Origin of the sequence: Alkalihalophilus pseudofirmus (genome assembly GCF_029094545.1) — a bacterium.
Taxonomy (GTDB): Bacteria; Bacillota; Bacilli; order Bacillales; family Bacillaceae_D; genus Alkalihalophilus; species Alkalihalophilus pseudofirmus.
This window is the reverse complement of record NZ_CP117835.1, coordinates 1321150-1339210: the sequence shown is the minus strand read 5'-3', so window position 1 is coordinate 1339210 and position 18061 is coordinate 1321150. Positions and strand designations below refer to the sequence as shown.

21 protein-coding genes and 2 riboswitches are annotated in these 18061 nt (G+C 38.7%); of the genes, 6 read left to right on the top strand and 15 right to left on the bottom strand.

Annotation, left to right across the window (positions count from 1 at the left end):
* Positions 1 to 105: 105 nt before the first annotated feature.
* The 4 genes from xerD to spoIIM form a co-directional block, all read right to left on the bottom strand.
* Complete coding sequence (gene xerD, locus PQ478_RS06910) at positions 106 to 993, bottom strand: site-specific tyrosine recombinase XerD (protein WP_289236261.1); 888 nt, start codon at positions 991 to 993, stop codon at positions 106 to 108.
* Positions 994 to 1075: 82 nt separating this feature from the next.
* Positions 1076 to 1306: a YqzK family protein gene (locus PQ478_RS06905; protein ID WP_012958360.1), complete on the bottom strand. Its 231-nt coding sequence runs from the start codon at positions 1304 to 1306 to the stop codon at positions 1076 to 1078.
* A 180-nt stretch (positions 1307 to 1486) separates the two neighbouring features.
* Positions 1487 to 1987, bottom strand: a complete 501-nt coding sequence (gene fur / locus PQ478_RS06900) for a ferric iron uptake transcriptional regulator (protein WP_289236260.1) — start codon at positions 1985 to 1987, stop codon at positions 1487 to 1489.
* 120 nt (positions 1988 to 2107) lie between these two features.
* Positions 2108 to 2746 carry a stage II sporulation protein M gene (gene spoIIM / locus PQ478_RS06895; RefSeq protein ID WP_289236259.1) on the bottom strand — a complete coding sequence of 213 codons (639 nt, stop codon included), beginning with the start codon at positions 2744 to 2746 and terminating at the stop codon, positions 2108 to 2110.
* Positions 2747 to 2942: 196 nt separating this feature from the next.
* On the opposite strand from spoIIM, the gene megL reads away from it, so the two are divergent.
* The gene (gene megL, locus PQ478_RS06890) at positions 2943 to 4133 is read left to right on the top strand and encodes a methionine gamma-lyase (RefSeq protein WP_012958357.1); all 1191 of its coding nucleotides are present in this window, start codon (positions 2943 to 2945) and stop codon (positions 4131 to 4133) included.
* 69 nt (positions 4134 to 4202) lie between these two features.
* Here the strand turns inward: megL and PQ478_RS06885 are convergent, their stop codons facing one another.
* On the bottom strand, positions 4203 to 4748 hold the full coding sequence (locus PQ478_RS06885) for an NUDIX domain-containing protein (RefSeq protein ID WP_289236258.1): 546 nt from the start codon (positions 4746 to 4748) through the stop codon (positions 4203 to 4205).
* Between the two features lie 82 nt (positions 4749 to 4830).
* Between PQ478_RS06885 and mciZ the strand changes: the two genes are divergently transcribed.
* Entirely contained in the window at positions 4831 to 5022 is a 192-nt protein-coding gene (gene mciZ, locus PQ478_RS21980; protein ID WP_075683493.1) for a Z-ring formation inhibitor MciZ, read from the top strand.
* Here mciZ and PQ478_RS06875 read toward each other — a convergent pair.
* Together PQ478_RS06875 and PQ478_RS06870 are read right to left on the bottom strand one after the other, a co-directional pair.
* Positions 4950 to 6038, bottom strand: coding sequence for a DUF3866 family protein (locus tag PQ478_RS06875; RefSeq protein ID WP_289236257.1), 1089 nt, complete (start codon positions 6036 to 6038; stop codon positions 4950 to 4952). The genes mciZ and PQ478_RS06875 overlap by 73 nt on opposite strands.
* Before the next feature lie 128 nt (positions 6039 to 6166).
* Positions 6167 to 6682, bottom strand: a complete 516-nt coding sequence (locus PQ478_RS06870) for a TlpA disulfide reductase family protein (RefSeq protein ID WP_289236256.1) — start codon at positions 6680 to 6682, stop codon at positions 6167 to 6169.
* A 201-nt stretch (positions 6683 to 6883) separates the two neighbouring features.
* Between PQ478_RS06870 and uppP the strand changes: the two genes are divergently transcribed.
* Positions 6884 to 7720, top strand: coding sequence for an undecaprenyl-diphosphatase UppP (gene uppP, locus PQ478_RS06865; protein ID WP_289236255.1), 837 nt, complete (start codon positions 6884 to 6886; stop codon positions 7718 to 7720).
* Between the two features lie 71 nt (positions 7721 to 7791).
* Here the strand turns inward: uppP and PQ478_RS06860 are convergent, their stop codons facing one another.
* Entirely contained in the window at positions 7792 to 8727 is a 936-nt protein-coding gene (locus PQ478_RS06860; RefSeq protein WP_289236254.1) for an AEC family transporter, read from the bottom strand.
* Between the two features lie 83 nt (positions 8728 to 8810).
* Positions 8811 to 9449 carry an SDR family oxidoreductase gene (locus PQ478_RS06855; RefSeq protein WP_289236253.1) on the bottom strand — a complete coding sequence of 213 codons (639 nt, stop codon included), beginning with the start codon at positions 9447 to 9449 and terminating at the stop codon, positions 8811 to 8813.
* Between the two features lie 145 nt (positions 9450 to 9594).
* Here PQ478_RS06855 and PQ478_RS06850 point away from each other — a divergent pair, with 145 nt between their 5' ends.
* A complete protein-coding gene (locus PQ478_RS06850; RefSeq protein ID WP_289236252.1) occupies positions 9595 to 10221 on the top strand; it encodes an MSMEG_1061 family FMN-dependent PPOX-type flavoprotein in 627 nt (208 codons plus the stop codon).
* A gap of 147 nt (positions 10222 to 10368) precedes the next feature.
* Here PQ478_RS06850 and PQ478_RS06845 read toward each other — a convergent pair whose 3' ends face one another.
* The 4 genes from PQ478_RS06845 to PQ478_RS06830 are packed head-to-tail and all read right to left on the bottom strand — an operon-like array spanning position 10369 to position 13403.
* Positions 10369 to 10899: a 1,2-dihydroxy-3-keto-5-methylthiopentene dioxygenase gene (locus PQ478_RS06845; RefSeq protein ID WP_289236251.1), complete on the bottom strand. Its 531-nt coding sequence runs from the start codon at positions 10897 to 10899 to the stop codon at positions 10369 to 10371.
* Positions 10877 to 11536: a methylthioribulose 1-phosphate dehydratase gene (locus tag PQ478_RS06840; protein ID WP_289236250.1), complete on the bottom strand. Its 660-nt coding sequence runs from the start codon at positions 11534 to 11536 to the stop codon at positions 10877 to 10879. Before PQ478_RS06840 ends, PQ478_RS06845 begins: the two co-directional genes overlap by 23 nt.
* Positions 11527 to 12192, bottom strand: coding sequence for a 2-hydroxy-3-keto-5-methylthiopentenyl-1-phosphate phosphatase (locus tag PQ478_RS06835; protein WP_289236249.1), 666 nt, complete (start codon positions 12190 to 12192; stop codon positions 11527 to 11529). Before PQ478_RS06835 ends, PQ478_RS06840 begins: the two co-directional genes overlap by 10 nt.
* Entirely contained in the window at positions 12189 to 13403 is a 1215-nt protein-coding gene (locus tag PQ478_RS06830; protein ID WP_289236248.1) for a 2,3-diketo-5-methylthiopentyl-1-phosphate enolase, read from the bottom strand. The genes PQ478_RS06835 and PQ478_RS06830 overlap by 4 nt, the downstream gene beginning before the upstream one ends.
* Positions 13404 to 13479: 76 nt before the next feature.
* Positions 13480 to 13583, bottom strand: a riboswitch (SAM riboswitch).
* Positions 13584 to 13813: 230 nt separating this feature from the next.
* Positions 13814 to 14004: riboswitch (SAM riboswitch) on the top strand.
* 75 nt (positions 14005 to 14079) lie between these two features.
* Here PQ478_RS06830 and mtnK point away from each other — a divergent pair.
* Entirely contained in the window at positions 14080 to 15294 is a 1215-nt protein-coding gene (mtnK, locus tag PQ478_RS06825) for an S-methyl-5-thioribose kinase (protein WP_289236247.1), read from the top strand.
* A complete protein-coding gene (gene mtnA / locus PQ478_RS06820; protein WP_289236246.1) occupies positions 15291 to 16343 on the top strand; it encodes an S-methyl-5-thioribose-1-phosphate isomerase in 1053 nt (350 codons plus the stop codon). Before mtnK ends, mtnA begins: the two co-directional genes overlap by 4 nt.
* A 37-nt stretch (positions 16344 to 16380) precedes the next feature.
* Here the strand turns inward: mtnA and PQ478_RS06815 are convergent, their stop codons facing one another.
* The gene (locus PQ478_RS06815) at positions 16381 to 17331 is read right to left on the bottom strand and encodes a CobW family GTP-binding protein (protein ID WP_289236245.1); all 951 of its coding nucleotides are present in this window, start codon (positions 17329 to 17331) and stop codon (positions 16381 to 16383) included.
* Positions 17332 to 17455: 124 nt separating this feature from the next.
* Positions 17456 to 18004, bottom strand: a complete 549-nt coding sequence (locus PQ478_RS06810; RefSeq protein WP_289236244.1) for a DUF2179 domain-containing protein — start codon at positions 18002 to 18004, stop codon at positions 17456 to 17458.
* Between the last annotated feature and the right edge of the window lie 57 nt (positions 18005 to 18061).

The window sequence follows — 18061 nt, the reverse complement described above, 5'->3', positions numbered from 1 at the left end:
AAAAGTGCCCCCTTTACATTCCTACCATAGTCTTCCCTTTTCTTGGTGAGTTTTGCTAATAATCATAGATGTCAGAAGTCTGACCTCTTTTATTAAAAAAAACGATTATGCTCTAGGATGGTATTGAGCATAGACGTCTTTCATTCGTGTTTTTGTGACATGAGTATAAATTTGAGTAGTAGATATATCAACATGTCCGAGCATTTCTTGAACAGCACGGAGATCAGCCCCGTTTTCAAGTAAATGGGTTGCAAATGAGTGGCGAAGCGTATGTGGAGTCAATTCTTTCTCAATCTTAGCAGCTTCAGCTAACTTCTTTACAATTTTCCAGAACCCCTGTCTTGTCAGCGGCCTCCCGTAGTGATTTACAAAAACATATTCATGTCTATTCTTTTTCAGCATAGTAGACCTTGCTTGCTCTAAATAGAGTTGAAGCGCTTTCGTTGCTTGCTTACCTAAAGGAATGATTCTTTCTTTATTTCCTTTTCCTATACATCGCACAAATCCCATTGATAGATGGGTATCTGTTAACTTTAGATTAATCAATTCTGAGACGCGCATGCCTGTTGCATATAATGTTTCCATCATTGCACGGTTGCGAATAGATAAATGATCTTGTCCAGAAATCGTTAACAACGCTTCTACCTCTTCCAATGATAACACTTTTGGCAGGCGCTTTGAAGCTTTAGGTATGTCAAGGTGAACAGAAGGATCTTGCTCACTTAATTTTTCTCTAAGCAAAAATTGATGAAAAGCACGAATCGACGCTATCGTTCTTGCAATCGTCGCTTCAGCTCGTCCCTGCTCCTTTAAGAAGAAAAGGTAATCTACAATCATGTGACGTGTAACATCCTTAAACGTTTGAATATCAATGACGTTCTGTAAAAATTTCGCATAATTTAACAGGTCACGGCGATACGATTGAATCGTATTCTCAGCAAGGCCTCTCTCAATCTGGATGTAGTGCAGGAATTCGCTTACATCTTTTTGCATATACACCCTCTCCTTTATTTAAAGCCCTTGATGAATTGTCTATAAAATGAGAAGCACAAATAAGTCCATCAAAACTAAGAAACTATTCACCAAAATGATAGTACATCATTAAACGATCGACCCATGTCATCTCTATCTCATTTGATTCATAACTCATCACTTTGACCGCTTTTCCTTTTGGTTCATCATAACGATGATAGCTTTCATACTCAGCACTCACCCATAGGATACCATAATAAAAGAGAACTGTGCATCCTATAAATAGCAGAAAAACTTTAATACTTTGTAAAACGAGCAAAAACCACTGTTTCATATCCTCACCTCGATAAAGTTAAATCCATTTTGGATTAGCTGTTACTATCAAGCTATGCCAAAAAGTGTGAGGATTATACCTGTCTTAACAAACGAGTGATTAGGTGCTTGCATTAGGTTCCTGTATTAAGTGTCTGCTCAATATAAAAAGTGCCCATTCACCTCGTGAACGGCACTTTAGTTATTCGTTATTTGATTCTTCATTAGAAGGTTCATTAGAAGGTTCATTTTCACTTGTTTCGTCTTTATCGTTACAGCGATAACAAATTCCATGGAAAGTCAAACGATGATCTTTAATTTTAAAGTTCCAATCACGCTCAACGATCTCTTCCACATCACCAAGTAAATCTTCTTGAATTTCGTCTACTGCACCACATTCTATACATACTAAATGATGGTGAAAGTGAGCGGCTCCTTCTTGTCTGAGATCAAATCTCGATACGCCATCACCAAAATTAATTTTATCAACAATTTTAAGTTCAGCTAGTAATTCTAGCGTGCGGTATACCGTAGCTAGTCCAATTTCCGGTGCTTTATCTTTGACAAGGAGGTATACATCTTCTGCACTCAAGTGATCCTCTTCATGCTCAAGTAACACACGAACGGTTGCTTCACGCTGCGGTGTTAATTTATAGCTTTGTGAGTGCAAATGCTTTTTAATTCTTTCTAGTCTTTTCTCCATTGTATGTGTGTCCCTCCCAAGCCTTTAACCTCCTATCATTATAATCATCTAAAAAAATAGTGTCAATCAATAATGATTATTATTTAAAGTTAATCACACACTCTTATTTAATACTAATTATTAAAAAGTAGTTAGTACAAACTTCATTAATAAAGGTGAAAGATATGCCTCTACAGCAGACGCTGCAGCAAGCGCTGCCCCCACACATAGTATTAATGCAGAATACTTAATGAAAATCGGAAAGAAAGGCGTACTTGATTTTTTTAAAAATTGATGACGGATCATTTTCAAACAAAAAGCTACACTTGCGGTACCTGCTATTAAGAAAGCTGGTACAAGGATAAAATTTTGGGGCATGATTGCTACAAAGGAAAGAAGAAAGCCTGACATTCCCATTTGATTGACAAGAAAGCCGACCGTAAACCCAACAACGACTCCCTTTAAAAATAACAATATTAGTATAACCGGCAGCCCAATTACTGAGAGTCCAAGCAGCCACATGAGTCCAAAGTATTTAGCGTAATGAGCGAAGCTTTGACTGAAAATAGCAGATGACTGTGCTAGGTTCCCCTCTGATACCTGTCCAAAAAATTGCCCCAAATACATATATAAGTCATGCTTTTGTGTCAAACTCAAGCTATTAACGACGATGGCACCAAAAATAATTCCGATTAAAAATAATACAGTTATGAATAAATAAATCGATCTATTTTCTTGGATGTGAAATGAGATCATATCTCTTACCCCATACTTAAACATCCGCATCCCTCCTCTGTACACTCTTACTCTACTCTATGAAGACAAGCTGCAATCTATGCCTGCAGATAAAATGATAGATTTTTTCTTCTTTTTAAACTTGCTCTTTTTTAGTATAGTAATAATGAGGGGCATCCATGACGAGTGCTATTTTTTTCGTCTATTATGAAAACGTTTACAAAAAGAGAAGAGGGATATCATGTCATCAAAAGAATCCAACCGAGAGCAAGGCTTTCAAACATTAGCTGTCCATAAAGGGTACAAACCAGATCCTCTTACCGGTTCACTTGCTCTACCTATTCACCAAACGTCTACTTTCGTCTTTCCTAGTGCAGAGACAGGCGGGAGGCGGTTTGCCGGCGAAGAGGAAGGTTATGTATATTCAAGACTTGGAAACCCGACAGTTACCGCATTAGAAGAAAAAATCGCAGCTCTTGAGAAAGGAGAAAAAGCATTAGCATTCGCGTCTGGTATGGCAGCTATTTCAGCTGTGCTCCTAGGCCTTGTGCGCTCCGGAGATCATATTTTATGCTCACGAGGTCTTTATGGTTGTACATTTGGCTTTTTATCGATTTTAAAAGATAAGTTTAATGTGGACTACACATTATGTGACATGCGAGATAAAGAAAGCATCCTCCGTGAAATAAAGGAAAATACGAAAGTTATCTATATTGAAACCCCGATTAATCCAACGATGCAAATCATTGACTTAGCACTTATAGGTCAAATCGGAAAAGAGCATAATGTGACTACAGTAGTGGATAACACATTTATGTCTCCTTACTTGCAGCGCCCCCTAGAATATGGTTGTGATGTGGTTGTCCATAGTGCTACAAAATATTTAGGTGGACATGGGGACCTTGTAGCTGGTGTCGCTGTTGGTACAAAAGAATTCCTTGAGCATATTCAATTTACAACTCAAAAAGATATTGGCGGAATCCTTGCTCCATTTGATGCCTTTTTACTTGTCAGAGGAATAAAAACATTAGGTGTACGAATGGACCGGCACTCTGAAAATGCTCAAAAGGTTGCCGAATTCCTAGAATCCCACCCAAAAGTGACGAATGTCATGTATCCTGGGTTAAAAAGCTTCCCACAACACGAACTCGCAAAAAGACAAATGGACGGTTTCGGCGGACTTATCAGCTTTGAATTAAAAGAAGGACTTGAAGCTGGACTTAACATGATGAACAAACTTGAATTACTTAAATGTGCTGTCAGCCTAGGGGATGTTGACTCATTGATTCAGCACCCTGCTTCTATGACTCACTCTGTCGTCCCTCGTGAAGAACGGATAAAAATGGGGATTGCAGATGGCTTAATTCGCCTGTCTGTAGGAATAGAGAACGTTGAAGATATTATTTATGATTTAGAGCAAGCACTATCGTAAACAAGTTCGGTGCTATGTTAATTAGTACAACACCAAAGCGCTCCTACTCTCAAAGCAGGAGCGCTCCTCTTATTTACCAAGATATTTCATTAACCGCATATATTGAATGGCATAGGCTGTTTTGGCATCATGTATCCGTTCATCTCGCACCATCTCTACTGCTTCCTCAAGTGTTACCTCGACCACATCTAGAAATTCATCTTCATCCCGGCTTACTTCCCCTGCTGTAAGACCAGTAGCCACATACATATAAATGAGCTCATCAGCAAATCCAGGCGATGTATAAAATGAAAGTAAAAAGTCAAGATTGTCTGTTACATAACCTGTTTCTTCTGCGAGCTCTCTTTTCGCACAATCAGCAGGCTCTTCCCCCGCGTCCAACTTGCCTGCTGGTATTTCAATAATCGTTTTTTCAAGTGCTTTTCGAAATTGCCTAACTAAAATCAACTTTCCTTCTGTTGTAATAGGAAGAATAGCTACAGCTCCAGGGTGTTTAATAATCTCTCTTTTACTTGTTTTGCCGTTAGGCAGTTCTACTTCATCCACTTGCAAGTCAATGATCTTGCCGCTGTATATCGAGTTAGATTTGATTGTTTTTTCGTAAAGATGATTCAACGATCTCACTCCTAGGTTCTTTTTGACATAGTTATTACATAGAAGTGTACCATATAATCTATCATTCGAGGATGTGTGAGATATGAAAGTCTACGTACACAATCAAGGAATCGTTCTAGCAGGTAAAGCATGGGAAATTAACGCCAAGCTGAAAGAATCTATGCAGCATTTTGAGTATGTAGAAGATTGGGTTAAGACTGTTCATTCACGGCCTAAATTAAGACTGGTCCATAATGCAGCCACCACTGCCCAAAAAAAAGCTGGATCTTCTTGATAGCCTCTTCCCATAGTCTTAATATCTTTTCCTAACGTACGAAGAGCTTGCTCTGTCTTTTGTTGTACTTCCTGTTCATCGATCCACTTTATTTCAGGGCTCACTTTTGCTTTCTGCAGCATAGAAAGCTGGTTTTCAATCATTTCAAGCCTATCTCCATTTAAAAGTGGCAGGGGCAAGATTACCTTCGTTAGGACTGCTTCTATTAGCGGCGTTAATGTATGATGACTAATCCCTCTATGCCGCTTCCTTTTATCAGCAAAGGACAAGCGCGGAATCCATACAGGAACCCCCCCTAAAGCCGCCACATTATTAGACCAATTCGCCAAAGACATTCCTGTAAATCCGTAATAACTCCCTGTGCCTACAACTCCAGGACCGACAGTTATCATAATAATGTCTGCTTTAAGGTGTTTGTGAGCAAATTGAAGGGCTGTTTGGATAGTAACCGCTTCATATGTCCCTCCAAAAGCCTGACCTACCGTAATGGTTACAAATGTCTCTTCTCCTTCAAGTGCTCTAATGTGTTCACTCAGCATAAGAGGCAAAGCTGCTTGGTCATCAATGATAATACATACAGTAGCCCTTTTGTGTAAAACTTTAGAACCTGCATAGAGGATGGGAATCATACTATGCAATTCACCGACTAAAACAGGCCTCTTCTCTAGAGAATACGTGGTTTGAAACAATGAATGATATGGACTTTCCTGTGATTCTACAGATAAGACTTGATGCTGCATCGGAGTATATCGTAATTTCAGAATATGACCGTCATCTCTGTTTAGACAAGGAGTCCCCTGGGCATTCTCTCCCGCTGATTTAACAAAATCATATCCTCCTGTACCTAGATTCAATTCGCTCGCTGTGGTATTTAATAAAACTGTATCTCCTATCCGGCCTTTTTTTGTCAGCGCTTTGTATAAAACAGCTTGTTGTGTGCGAGATGTCTGCAAAATCTGTATATGATTATCTTCAAACACAATAGCTTTGATCTGATCTCGCACTTCTGCAAACATCTCACTTCAGCTCCGTTCTTTTTCTTTGCTCTTAGTATGAAGTTTCCCTTCCAAATTATTCATAAATTACTAATTCCTCTTCTCCAACACAAAAAGCCGAGCATAGGCTCGACTTACACTAGATCCACTTATAATAATGGTTTAATCAATTCTTCTAATCTTTCATAATTCACTTCACCAGGAATCACATGGGCAATGACTCCTTCACGGTCAATAACAAAAGTCGTCGGCAGAACTCTTATTCCGTAACGATCTGATACAACCCCGTCTTCATCAAAGAAAACAGGAAGTGTGAGATTCATTTCTTCTATAAATTCGGGGGCATCATTTAGCGTTCGTTCATACGTCTGCATATTTACAGTCACTATGTCTAAACCCTCTTGATGATAATCTTGCTGTAGTTCCATAAAATCTGGCATTTCATCACGGCAAGGCTCACACCATGAGGCCCACATATTAAGGATCACAACTTGACCCTCGTACTGATTAAATGATTCTTGACCGCCTTGATAAGTTGGAAGCTCAAAATCTTCAGCAACCATCCCGACTTCATTACCTACCTCTTGCCTATCCATTGTTACAACCGTCACAACTGCTAAAATACACGCTATAGCTAAAACCAAAAAGGTTCTTTTCCGTTTCATTTTTACACATCCATTCTAAAATCACTTACTCTATTTTCTCCCTACATTATAGAATTTAAAAAACGAAGCCGCAATAAACAATAAAGTGAACGTACGATGTATTTCTACTAAATACTCTTTTCTAAAAATGAAAAGTTTGCTAGAATGAAGCAGTTATTACCCAATAAAAAATAACTATTCATAAAAAGGAAGGAACCTACTATGTCAATAATTGAAGCAATCATTTTTGGAATTGTTCAGGGAATTACTGAATTTCTTCCTATATCAAGTACGGCTCATATTATCATTACACAAATGGTTTTTAATTACTCTTTTCCTGGTTTCGCATTCGAGATCTTTTTACATTTAGCTTCCATCTTAGCGGTCGTCCTCTATTTTAGAAAAGATATCGTTGAAGTCATTATTGGATTCTTCTCATTTTTTGGGAATCGCTCAAAAGAAAACCGAGTGCAATTTTTATTTGGACTCTATATTATCGTAGCAACTGGAATTACAGGTGTGTTAGGCGTATTACTAGAGGATTCAATTGGCAGTGTTTTAAAAACCCCCCCTTTTATTGCATTAGCTCTTGCTACAACAGGAATCTTCTTGATTATTATTGAACGTTTTGTTAAACACGGAAATCGAACAGAAAAAGACATGACATTTGTCGATGCGGTTATTGTTGGTTTAGGACAGACACTTGCTGTTATTCCTGGGATCTCAAGGTCTGGAGCGACTCTAATTACAGGGTTATTTGCAGGATTAAATAAAGAAACGGCTGTACGCTACTCGTTCCTTTTATCTATTCCTGTAATCCTAGGATCAACAGTATTGGCTATTGGTGATTTTACAGACGGCACACTAGTTGCTGAAACAGGGGTCCTGGCATTAGTCGTTGCTTTCATCGCTACATTCATTTTCTCATGGCTAGGTATTGTATGGCTGATTGAGTTCCTAAAACGCAGCAAACTTATTTACTTTGCGATTTATTGCTTTGTTGCTGCCATCTTCATCTTCTTCTATTTTGATGCTAACTTCATTATGGAACTTGAATAGAGAACATTTAAAAGGAGCTGTCCTGCTGGGGCAGCTCCTTCTTCGTTTTAACGTTTCTAAAACTAACTATATTATGAAAGCCATACGATCAAGCTGTACAATAACGGAATTGTTAGCACACAAAGAATTGTCCCCGCTGCCACTATAACTGCCGCAAACTTAGTATCGCCTCCATATTTCTCTGCATACATTGTAATGGTTGGTGCAGAGGGTGTTGCAGTGACAAGGATGGCTACACCGATAACAGTCATAGAAACAGGCAAATAGATAAAAGGTAAAAGAAAAACAGGAATGACAACTAATTTTGCCAGCACGGCAAGCCACACATACTTCGATGTCATTAATTGCCGGCAAGCAGAAGCCGTCAAACCAGCTAATAAGCTGCCTATCAATAACATTGATAAGGGCATTGTCAATTCTCCTAGTGTTAAAAGCAAAGAGGATACAGGAGAAGGCCAGCCAAAAGGCATTAGCATTATGACCAATCCAAGAGTAGTAGCGATTATACCAGGATTCCAGAATAATAAGGATAGGTTAATTTTTTGATAGTTTCTCGCCACTAAGTAGATGGCATACGACCAGATTAAAAATAGATAAAATATCATAAAAATAGCTGTATATAACACCCCTATTTCTCCAAACAAATAAAAAGTAACAGCGTATCCGATGAATCCTTGATTTCCAAATACAATTAACCCTTCATACACACCTTGCTTATTCTCAGGTAATGTCGCACTCCTTCGCATTCCTCTTCCTACTAAGATGGCAACTGCCATAGCATATATCGATAAACCTATTAACCATAGGAGTTCAAACATGATTTCAGTTGATAAGTTAATGTCCATAGCATAAAGAATCAAAGAAGGAAGAGTAATGTATAAAATCACTTGGGTCAAAACCCTATTTGCTTCAACTGGCAGAATTCTCACCTTCCGCGCTGTAAAGCCTATGAATCCGATAACTAACAGCCCAAGCATCTCATAAAAGAGAAATGCACTTCCTGTCATAGCCCTCACCTCACCCTATGTGTATGAGGAAAAATAAAAAAGGTGAGTGAACAAATATTGTTCACTCACCTAAAGATTCCTTTTTACACACGATCTAGAGCATCATTAATTGGTGTATCACCATTTAAAATTTCAAACGTTTTACCATAGGTATTCACCCGATCCACAACCTCAGCTAAGACCTTAGCAACATCTGCTCTAGTAATCGTCGTATCGCGCACTTCAATTTCCTGCTCTAGTTTAATTTTTCCAAGAGCCTCATCATCTGTGAGAGTGCCTGGTCGTACAATTGTATAATTTAAACCTGATTGTTTTAAATGATCGTCTGCTATTTTTTTAGCAACAAGGTAATGTTTGATGCGATCGCTCTTATCAGGGTCAACAGTCCCCATTGAGCTAAGCAGCACAAAGCGGTCGACCTTATGTTTTTTCGCAGCATCTACTGCTTTCATCGCACCCCACATGTCAATTAAAATCGTTTTATCTGCCCCGGTATGACCTCCGGAACCAGCTGCAAAGATGACAGCATCTATCCCGTCAAAGGCATGATCGATATTTTCCTCTAAATCAGCAATGACCACTCTGTCTGCGCCTGCATCCATAAGTGATTCTGTCTGTTTGTCATCTCTAATCATCGCTGCAGCCTTATGATCACTTTTGCTTAATTCTTTTATAGCTTGCTTTGCTACATTTCCATTTGCTCCAACTACTAGTATATTCATTTCATTCACTCCTTTTACTATCTCAATAAATCTTTTCCCTAATTCAGTTTTTCATAAACATCAGAAATAAGCATTAAAGCATTTACGAACGACAAGGAAGTTAGTATGATAAAAATAGTAAAATCAACCAAAGGAGCTTTAACCTATGAATTTGTCTGATTATTCTTTTATTAATACAGAAAATGAACTTTTAAATATGCTTGGGGAGCCTAGTCTTTTAGCTAAGCGAAAAGTTATTGATCATATTGATCGGCATGTGAGCGAGTTTCTATCTAAATCTCCCTTTGTCGTAATATCTTCAGCCAACGCAGCTGGTTTATGTGACGCCTCACCACGAGGAGATGCTCCGGGCTTTGTATCCATCCTTGATTCAAAAACATTGATTATTCCTGAGAGACCAGGCAATAAGCGGCTTGATTCCATCAAAAACATTCTTCAGAATTCTCAGATAGGCTTGTTATGTATTATTCCTGGACTTAATGAAACCCTTCGAATCAACGGGAAGGCTAGAGTAACAAATGATCAAAATTTATTAGAATCAATGAGTGTGAAAGGGAAAATCCCCATTTTAGGAATAGTCGTTGAGGTAGAAGAGTGCTTCATACACTGTGCCAAAGCTTTTATTCGTTCAAACTTATGGGATTCAACTTCGTATGATAATGAACTTCCAAATCCAGCCTCTATTTTATCAAGTCATGCAAAGACATTGAATCGTGACACAGAAACAATTCAGCAGCAGCTCGAAGAAAGCTACACACAGCGCCTCTATTAAAAAAAGAAAAGGGGACAAAGCATTTGATGAGCCTTGCAAACAATAACGCCAAAGGAGTAAAGTTTTTTCATCACTCCGCTTCATACTATGCTTCAGATAAATTAGCATTTTGTTTGCTCTCAGTTAAATACTTCCGTCCCAGCTTTTTTATTTTACTTCCTCTTTTCGATCATATACTGGCACCCATCCTTCTTTTGTTTTAAAAATGCGAATGGCTACGACTTGACGATCTTCTTGCAGTGTGAAATAGTGACGATAATTTTCAGGTACAGAAATTAAATCGCCCGGTTCTAACTCTACATCAAAGAAACGGCCATCTTTCCCCTCAATTGCAAATATCCCATGTCCGCTCACAATATATCGCACTTCGTCATCAGTATGATGGTGTTCTTGCTTAAAGTTTTTAAGTAAATCTTCAAGCTTGGGCGTAGCAGAAGACAGTGAGATTACATCTGCAGTTAGATAGCCTCTTCTCTCTGAAATATCAGCAATTTCATTTGCATAAACTTCTAGAATTTCTTCTTTCTCAGCCTCTGATAATGTATACTTTTCAACTAAGTGAGACGGTAGTTTATCTGTTGACCAGCTTTCATAGATAACACCTTGATCATTTAAATATGCTTCTACCCTTCCTCCTTCTAGTCTCTCGTTCGTATCATGAAATCTCAATGTTGCCATAGTTCATTCCTCCCTTAATCGCTTGTACTTGTTGTGTGAGAAGAAGCTGCTTCACATGAAAGCTGAACAAAAATTCAAGTGCTTCCAGATGCTTTTTAGCTTCTAGGCCGTCACGCCCCCAGACAGTGATTCCGTGATTTCTAATTAAAACAGCTTTCGTTTCTCGTTTAATAACATCAGCAACAGCTTGGCTAAGTTTAGGGATATCTGCAAAATTACGAACAATAGGGATTGTTAATTCCCCGTCCTCTTCCCAAATATTGAATGCTTTAATTAATTCATTGCCTCTAAACGTTACGGCCCCTGTATCACCGTACATATCTGAAATTAAATTATTATAAATTGTATGCACATGCAGCGAGCAGCCAGCGTCCGTTAACCGGTATACTTGTGCATGAAGGAGCGTTTCTGCAGAAGGTTTTAAGGATGTTTGTTCGATAGATTGACCACATTGATCCACTAACAAAAAATCTTTTTCCGTTCGTTTACGCTTATCTACTCCGCTAGCTGTCACATAAAAAGATAACGGCTCATTATCCACCTTTATTGAAAGGTTGCCGCTTGTTCCAGGAAACCAATCACGAGCAGCTAATTCATCTTTAATATCAGCTAATTCGTTCCACTTATCTATCGACAAACTGACTTCCTCCCTTCTAAGTAATTCGTAATCTGATGAAAATTTTCAAAAGGCTGATAGGTAATATTTAATTCCTCGCATTTTTCCTTTAGATAGTCTCGCGCAAAAACTAAGTCTGCTAACTTTGCTGCTTCAAGATCAGTTATTGAATCGCCAATGACAATACACTCATGCAATGTCTCATCGAATGATCGTATAATACTTGGTTTGCAGCAGCCGCACCCATTATTGCAATGCGTATCACAAGAATGCGGCCATTTAATCAGGATTTTCTCACCTGAAAAATCGGCTTTATTACAATAGATCTGCTCTAAAGGCACATCAAATTCTGCAAGCATTGGATAAACAAAAAAATCAACGCCTCCGCTCACTATGTAAAACGGGATATCGTTTTCATTCGCATAAGTTAACAGGGAAGCAAAACCATCCCGATAGTGTGCGTTCTCCCTGAGAAACTCAAGCATGTCTTGCTTTTTAGAAGAGGGAATATAGGAGAATAATTTCCCGACACCTTCTTGTATCGTAATGGTTTGATTTAAAATCTGATCTTTGATCTCTTCCCATTCAGGAGGGGCAAACTGCTTCATTAGAGCAATAATGTTGTCTGATTCTGTAATGGTCCCGTCAAAGTCACAGAAAATAATCGGTTTCTTCATACTTTTACGAGCCCCCACGTATCTAGTGCCTTTCTCAAGTTTAAACTTGATTCCGCCTTCTCTTCTAATGTCTGGCCAGAAAGAACACCATCTATAGCTTCTCTAAAAGCCGCACCGCCTGCGCTCGCTCCATCTGGATGACCATGAATGCCTCCGCCTGCATTAATGACAGTATCAATTCCAAAATCTTCAATTAATTGCGCTGTCATACCTGGGTGAATGCCTGCTGATGGGACAGGAAATGCTTGCGCGTATGGCTCATCTGCTGTTCGCAAAGCTTGAGCGATTTGTAATGTTTCTTGTTTAGGCATCGCTACACTGCCATAAGGTGACGGGAATAAGACTAGGTCTGCACCAACCATACGTAGTAATTTCCCTAAAAGTAATGGATTGCTCACCCCGTATCTAGTAGAAGAGGTTATAGCCCCTGAAAAGGCTGGATGTGCTAAGATCGGCACATCAATTTCCGGGTCTTCTCTTAACCCTTGAAGAACATCGAGTCCGTATGTAAATACGTTAAACAGTAAGGCCGGTGCTCCGAGTTCAATCGCTGTTTTTGCCCGCTCTTTCAACTCAAATGTCTTTCCCGTTAAATTCACAGCATATAAAGGCCGATTTCCAGTTTCTTCTGCTGCTTCAGCAATCGCCGCAAGCCCAACCGGAACTCTTTGTTCAAGTGGAGTTAATTCATTTTCAAATAGAATTTCATCGTCTTTCACTAAATCAACCCCGCCTAACGCTTGATGAAGCATTTGCTCATGAAGCGAGTCGAGTGACCTTCCAATAGCTGCCTTAAATATACTCATCACCAATGGACGATCATAAGCACCTGTTAATTCTCTCACCCCTTGAATACCAAAACGCGGTCCTTTGAAATGGCGTTGAATTTCATTGCTGAAATGTAGATCGATCAGTTTGATTGAGCCATCTAAAGATAGTTTGCCAAAGGTCGTTGTAAGAATAGCCGGCAGATCAAAGCTGTAGTTAGCAGCAGGAAAAGAAATACTAATTAACCCTCTTCTGACTCCATCTGCCGATTCCTCAATTTCCCTCACTTCAACAACCTCACCTTTATGAGCAAGCAGTTGTGCTTTTTCAAGTTCTGGCAGATCCGTCCATGAACCAACCGTTAATCCTATTGCAATTTTTTCTGCTTTTTTTTCAAATTCACCATTTTGATCATGAACTAAATACTGAGCGATAACTGTCATTTTTAGACCCCCTGCATGAATAGTAAACAAAAAAACCTCTTCCTAAAGAGGGAGAGGTTTGTATAGTTTAAGCTCCCTCTTATCTATCAGCTAATAATCGCTGCAAGAATTAGCACCGTGTTTTTCAAACCGGTTGCCGGGCTTCACTGGGCTTGTCCCTCCGCCTGCTCTTGATAAGAGATTGGTATAAAATTATAATTAAACTTACTTAAATTTTAAAAATTCCAGCCAAATAAACTGAACAATCAATTTATTGTTACTATCATGACAGCTACTAAGTTAACTTGTCAATAATTATTTTATTCAAATTTGAAAATTATTTATTTTAAAAAAATATTGACGAAATGGAGTTACTTGTTTTATAGTTTTCATCAAGTGATCTTACAATTTTCCAAAAACTTCATATTCCACTCTTATTACGAGTAGGCTGAGGGAATTGGCCCTATGACGCCCAGCAACCGACCTTTCTAATGTTTGATTTCATTGGTTTAAATCAATAGGTTTAAATCAATAGGTTTGAATCAAATGTTTTGAATCAAATGTTTTGAATCAACCAAAGGCACGGTGCTACATCCAACAGACTTTGTCTGAGAGATAAGAGAGATGCGATCATACATCCACCTCTTTTCGATCAGAAAAGAGGTTTTTTATTTTTATTATTTTAGGAGATGATCTAATGAGTACAAGCATTGCCACGGCAAGTTATGAACCATTAACAGAAGAAACGGCTATCGCCTACATCGAAAAGCTTAATCAGAAGCTCGGCCTCTTCCCTGCACCTTCTCTTCTTCTATGCAAAGAGATTGGTGATGGTAATCTTAATTATGTATTTCACTTGAGCGACTCACTAAGCGGACAATCTCTCATTATCAAACAAGCACTACCTTATGCAAAAGTGGTAGGGGAAAGCTGGCCCCTCACTTTAAGACGAGCAAAAATTGAAGCAGAAGCCTTACAAAAAGCTGCAGAAACTGTCCCATCATTGGTTCCTAACGTGATACATACTGATGATGACTTAGCTATCACTATCATGGAAGATTTATCTGACTATACTATCTTAAGAAAAGGACTAATTGATGGTGAGACCTACCCTAATCTTGGCAGGCATATTGGGACATATCTAGCAAAAACGATCTTTCATTCCTCTCCTTTTGGTGAAAGCCAGCAAGAGATAAAAGAAATCTCAGTTAGATTTACAAATCCTGAGCTTTGTAAAATCACAGAAGATCTCGTGTTCACAGATCCTTTCTTTGATCATGATACAAATAACTTCGAAGATCATTTGAAAGATACTGTGATTGAACTATGGAAAAACGAAGAGCTTAAGCTAGAAGCTGCCAAACTCAAATATACATTTCTTACAAAATCAGAAGCTCTCATTCACGGGGATCTCCACACAGGGAGTGTGTTTGTAACTGCAGAAGAAACAAAAGTGATTGATCCGGAATTTGCTTTTTTTGGTCCTGCTGGCTTTGATTTAGGTTTATTTATTGCTAATATACTGTTAAATACCATCTCAAAAACGGCTATAGATGAACAGCAGCATTCTGACCTGTATCTAATTATCATTGAAACCATAGAAGTATTTAAAGAAGAATATAAAAAGCTATGGCAAAACCACCATGTAGAAGCTTTTATACAAACAGAAGGCTACGTCGATTATATGCTAGCTACCATTTTTGAAGATGCTGTTGGCTTTGCTGGCTGTGAATTAATTAGAAGGATTATTGGACTTGCTCATGTGGCTGATATTGATAACATTTCAGATTGTCAAAAGCGTTTATGCGCTCAGAAAAATGCGTTGGAATTAGGAAGCACCTTTATCCTAAAAAGACGAAATATTCGTACGATTGATCAATTAATTCAAGAAACAAAGGATGTGTTAAAATGACCATTCAATCTGTTGAGTGGAATCAAGAAACAAACGTACTCCGTATCCTAGACCAAAGACAATTACCTCATAAAGTGATCTTTATAGATGCCGTTTCCATTGAGGAAGTTTGGGAGGCCATCACGTTTCTTAAAGTAAGAGGTGCACCTGCGATTGGTATTGCCGCAGCTTTTGGACTTGTTTTATGGAGCGAAGGAAAGCAATCTAATCAACTTGAACTCTTTTTAGATGAGCTCGAGGCCAAACGAGATTATCTTGCCACAAGCCGCCCTACTGCTGTTAATTTATTTTGGGCCACAGACCGAGTGATTGAAGCAGCTATTCAAGCTAAAAGTGTCGAGGAAGCTAAAGAGCGGTGTGTATTAGAGGCACTAGCGATCCAAGAGGAAGATAGGAATACGTGTAGAAAAATTGGAGAATTTGGTCTAGAGCTCTTGGAAGATGGAGATACAGTACTAACGATCTGTAATGCTGGAGGGATCGCAACAGCGCAATACGGTACAGCTCTGGCTCCTTTTTATCTCGCAAAAGAAAGAGATATAGAATTAAACGCTTATGCGTGTGAGACAAGACCCGTTTTACAAGGTGCAAGACTAACGGCTTGGGAATTGCAGCAGCTAGGTATTGATGTAACCTTAATTACTGACAGTATGGCTGCTCATGTATTAAAGACAAAAAACATTACTGCGGTGATGGTTGGAGCGGATCGAATAGCCGCTAATGGAGATACTGCAAATAAGATAGGTACATACGGTCTTGCCATCTTGGCTAAAGCCCATGATATTCCTTTTTATGTAGCAGCACCTTTTTCAACCATTGACCTTAACACTGTATCCGGGGAAGATATACCTATTGAAGAACGAGCTGCTGAGGAAGTGACTCACCTTCAAGGTGTGGCGCTTGCACCTGATGGCACTAAGGTATTTAACCCTGCTTTTGATGTTGTACCTAATGAACTTATTAGCGGAATTATTACCGAAAAAGGACTTATTAGAGGAGATTTTAAAGATCGATTGCAAGCACTCCAAAACGAATCCGTCCATGTATAGAACGTAAAGAAGCGTAGTGCAATCACTACGCTTCTTCTCATCCTTTCATTAACACTTCTGCTTTTATGGAATCCAATAACTCTTCTTTCTGAAATCCTGTGCCAATCAAAATGATAACAGGCTCATCTTCCTCATCAGCAGGCGTTAACTGCAAAGTCTTGGATGCATATTGAAAGTGAAAGAGTCTTGGTGTTTCAGTTAAGCGAACTACTCCTTTCGCTCGAATGATCAGCTCATCATTTTTCTTCAGCCACTTCTCAAAAGCTACCCTCTCTATATTCGGCACATCTTTTACTCGAACGGCTTGGAAAGTATGTTGATGGTGATGGTGATGGTTGTTTTGACTTTTTTCAGACTCCTCTAATTCCCACTTAAATCTTGAGGCGAACAACTCAGTACGATCTACATTTCCCATCTCAGTTTCAATAATAGGAGTGTTTTTCTGCTTCAAAACTTCAACTTTCTTTTTAACTTTGTTAAGCGTACGGCCGTCTGTTAAATCCATCTTATTAAATAAGAGTAATGAGGCAAACTCAACCTGTTGATTTAATAACTGTCTTACTTCTTTAGAACTTTGAAACCGGCTTTGATACTCGAGAAATTTACTAGTATCTAATACACTTATAATCGACTGTAATTGAACGGCCTCAACTAAATGCGGGTGTGTGAGTGCTTCCATTATTTCTTGGGGATTAGCAATGCCTGTCCCTTCTATAAATAATATATCTCCTGGATCGTCTGAGCGCAAAAGCTCCTCTAGTTCGGTTCTCATATCTTCTTGAATCGTACAACAAATGCATCCATTCAATAATTCAACCATTTCAACATCAGTAAATAAATGACGTTCTACATTCGTTTCACCTAGCTCATTCAAGACAATAATTGGTCTTAAGCCGTCATCTTTAGCTGATTGGATCATACGCTGCAGGACAGTGGTTTTTCCGCTGCCAAGGAATCCCGTTAACACATATGCAGGAATTTGTTTCATTGACCTGTCTCCTTCTCTCCTTTTCTACAAAAATATCATAAATTACCTCATAAATCAAAATCATTCTTATTTACACAAAGAAAAAAACATAAGGTTCCCCTTATGTCTTCCTCTATCATTTATATTATGCACTCATTTTCTTCTTCAAGAATTTTTCTTTACGCTTTTTCATCGCTTTTGTAATGTAACCGCCTTTAAAATTACGCGGTTCAAAGGAAACGATAAACGCACTTGGCTCATAAGCATTTACAATTTCAATAAACTCTCGCTCACGATCTCTCCGAGCTGTGCAATCTAGTCTAAAACGAGAAGAATTCATTCCTTCTACTTCAGCAGTCGAAACACTGAATCCTACCACTCTTAAACGATTTGTTAATTCCTCATTACGCTGCATAATGTTGACTTCAATTGTTACGTAACCAATCGCGAGCTTTTGTTCAATAATTGCTCCGATATAGAGTCCAACACCAAAGCCCAATGCATACGAAGCCATATTTAAATAGTTGGATAGATCACTGAACACGAGTCCAAGTGCTCCAACATAAATAATCCCCTCAAGTATACCCATAGCAGCAGCCTTCTCTTTCATCCCCTTAACCATCATAATCGTACGTAAGGTTAAGACTGGTACAAATAAAAGCTGGGCAACAAAAATAATTAAAGCCTGAACCATATTCAATCACCTTCCTTTACTATTATCCATCAGGCAACTCCCGTAGTTTAACAGGAA

What these genes read in the sequence shown, in the direction of transcription:
- xerD (WP_289236261.1), bottom strand. Translation starts at nt 993, where the DNA reads ATGCAAAAAGATGTAAGCGAATTCCTGCACTACATCCAGATTGAGAGA.
- PQ478_RS06905 (WP_012958360.1), bottom strand. Translation starts at nt 1,306, where the DNA reads ATGAAACAGTGGTTTTTGCTCGTTTTACAAAGTATTAAAGTTTTTCTG.
- fur (WP_289236260.1), bottom strand. Translation starts at nt 1,987, where the DNA reads ATGGAGAAAAGACTAGAAAGAATTAAAAAGCATTTGCACTCACAAAGC.
- spoIIM (WP_289236259.1), bottom strand. Translation starts at nt 2,746, where the DNA reads ATGTTTAAGTATGGGGTAAGAGATATGATCTCATTTCACATCCAAGAA.
- megL (WP_012958357.1), top strand. Translation starts at nt 2,943, where the DNA reads ATGTCATCAAAAGAATCCAACCGAGAGCAAGGCTTTCAAACATTAGCT.
- mciZ (WP_075683493.1), top strand. Translation starts at nt 4,831, where the DNA reads ATGAAAGTCTACGTACACAATCAAGGAATCGTTCTAGCAGGTAAAGCA.
- PQ478_RS06875 (WP_289236257.1), bottom strand. Translation starts at nt 6,038, where the DNA reads ATGTTTGCAGAAGTGCGAGATCAGATCAAAGCTATTGTGTTTGAAGAT.
- PQ478_RS06870 (WP_289236256.1), bottom strand. Translation starts at nt 6,682, where the DNA reads ATGAAACGGAAAAGAACCTTTTTGGTTTTAGCTATAGCGTGTATTTTA.
- uppP (WP_289236255.1), top strand. Translation starts at nt 6,884, where the DNA reads ATGTCAATAATTGAAGCAATCATTTTTGGAATTGTTCAGGGAATTACT.
- PQ478_RS06860 (WP_289236254.1), bottom strand. Translation starts at nt 8,727, where the DNA reads ATGACAGGAAGTGCATTTCTCTTTTATGAGATGCTTGGGCTGTTAGTT.
- PQ478_RS06855 (WP_289236253.1), bottom strand. Translation starts at nt 9,449, where the DNA reads ATGAATATACTAGTAGTTGGAGCAAATGGAAATGTAGCAAAGCAAGCT.
- PQ478_RS06850 (WP_289236252.1), top strand. Translation starts at nt 9,595, where the DNA reads ATGAATTTGTCTGATTATTCTTTTATTAATACAGAAAATGAACTTTTA.
- PQ478_RS06845 (WP_289236251.1), bottom strand. Translation starts at nt 10,899, where the DNA reads ATGGCAACATTGAGATTTCATGATACGAACGAGAGACTAGAAGGAGGA.
- PQ478_RS06835 (WP_289236249.1), bottom strand. Translation starts at nt 12,192, where the DNA reads ATGAAGAAACCGATTATTTTCTGTGACTTTGACGGGACCATTACAGAA.
- PQ478_RS06830 (WP_289236248.1), bottom strand. Translation starts at nt 13,403, where the DNA reads ATGACAGTTATCGCTCAGTATTTAGTTCATGATCAAAATGGTGAATTT.
- mtnK (WP_289236247.1), top strand. Translation starts at nt 14,080, where the DNA reads ATGAGTACAAGCATTGCCACGGCAAGTTATGAACCATTAACAGAAGAA.
- mtnA (WP_289236246.1), top strand. Translation starts at nt 15,291, where the DNA reads ATGACCATTCAATCTGTTGAGTGGAATCAAGAAACAAACGTACTCCGT.
- PQ478_RS06815 (WP_289236245.1), bottom strand. Translation starts at nt 17,331, where the DNA reads ATGAAACAAATTCCTGCATATGTGTTAACGGGATTCCTTGGCAGCGGA.
- PQ478_RS06810 (WP_289236244.1), bottom strand. Translation starts at nt 18,004, where the DNA reads ATGGTTCAGGCTTTAATTATTTTTGTTGCCCAGCTTTTATTTGTACCA.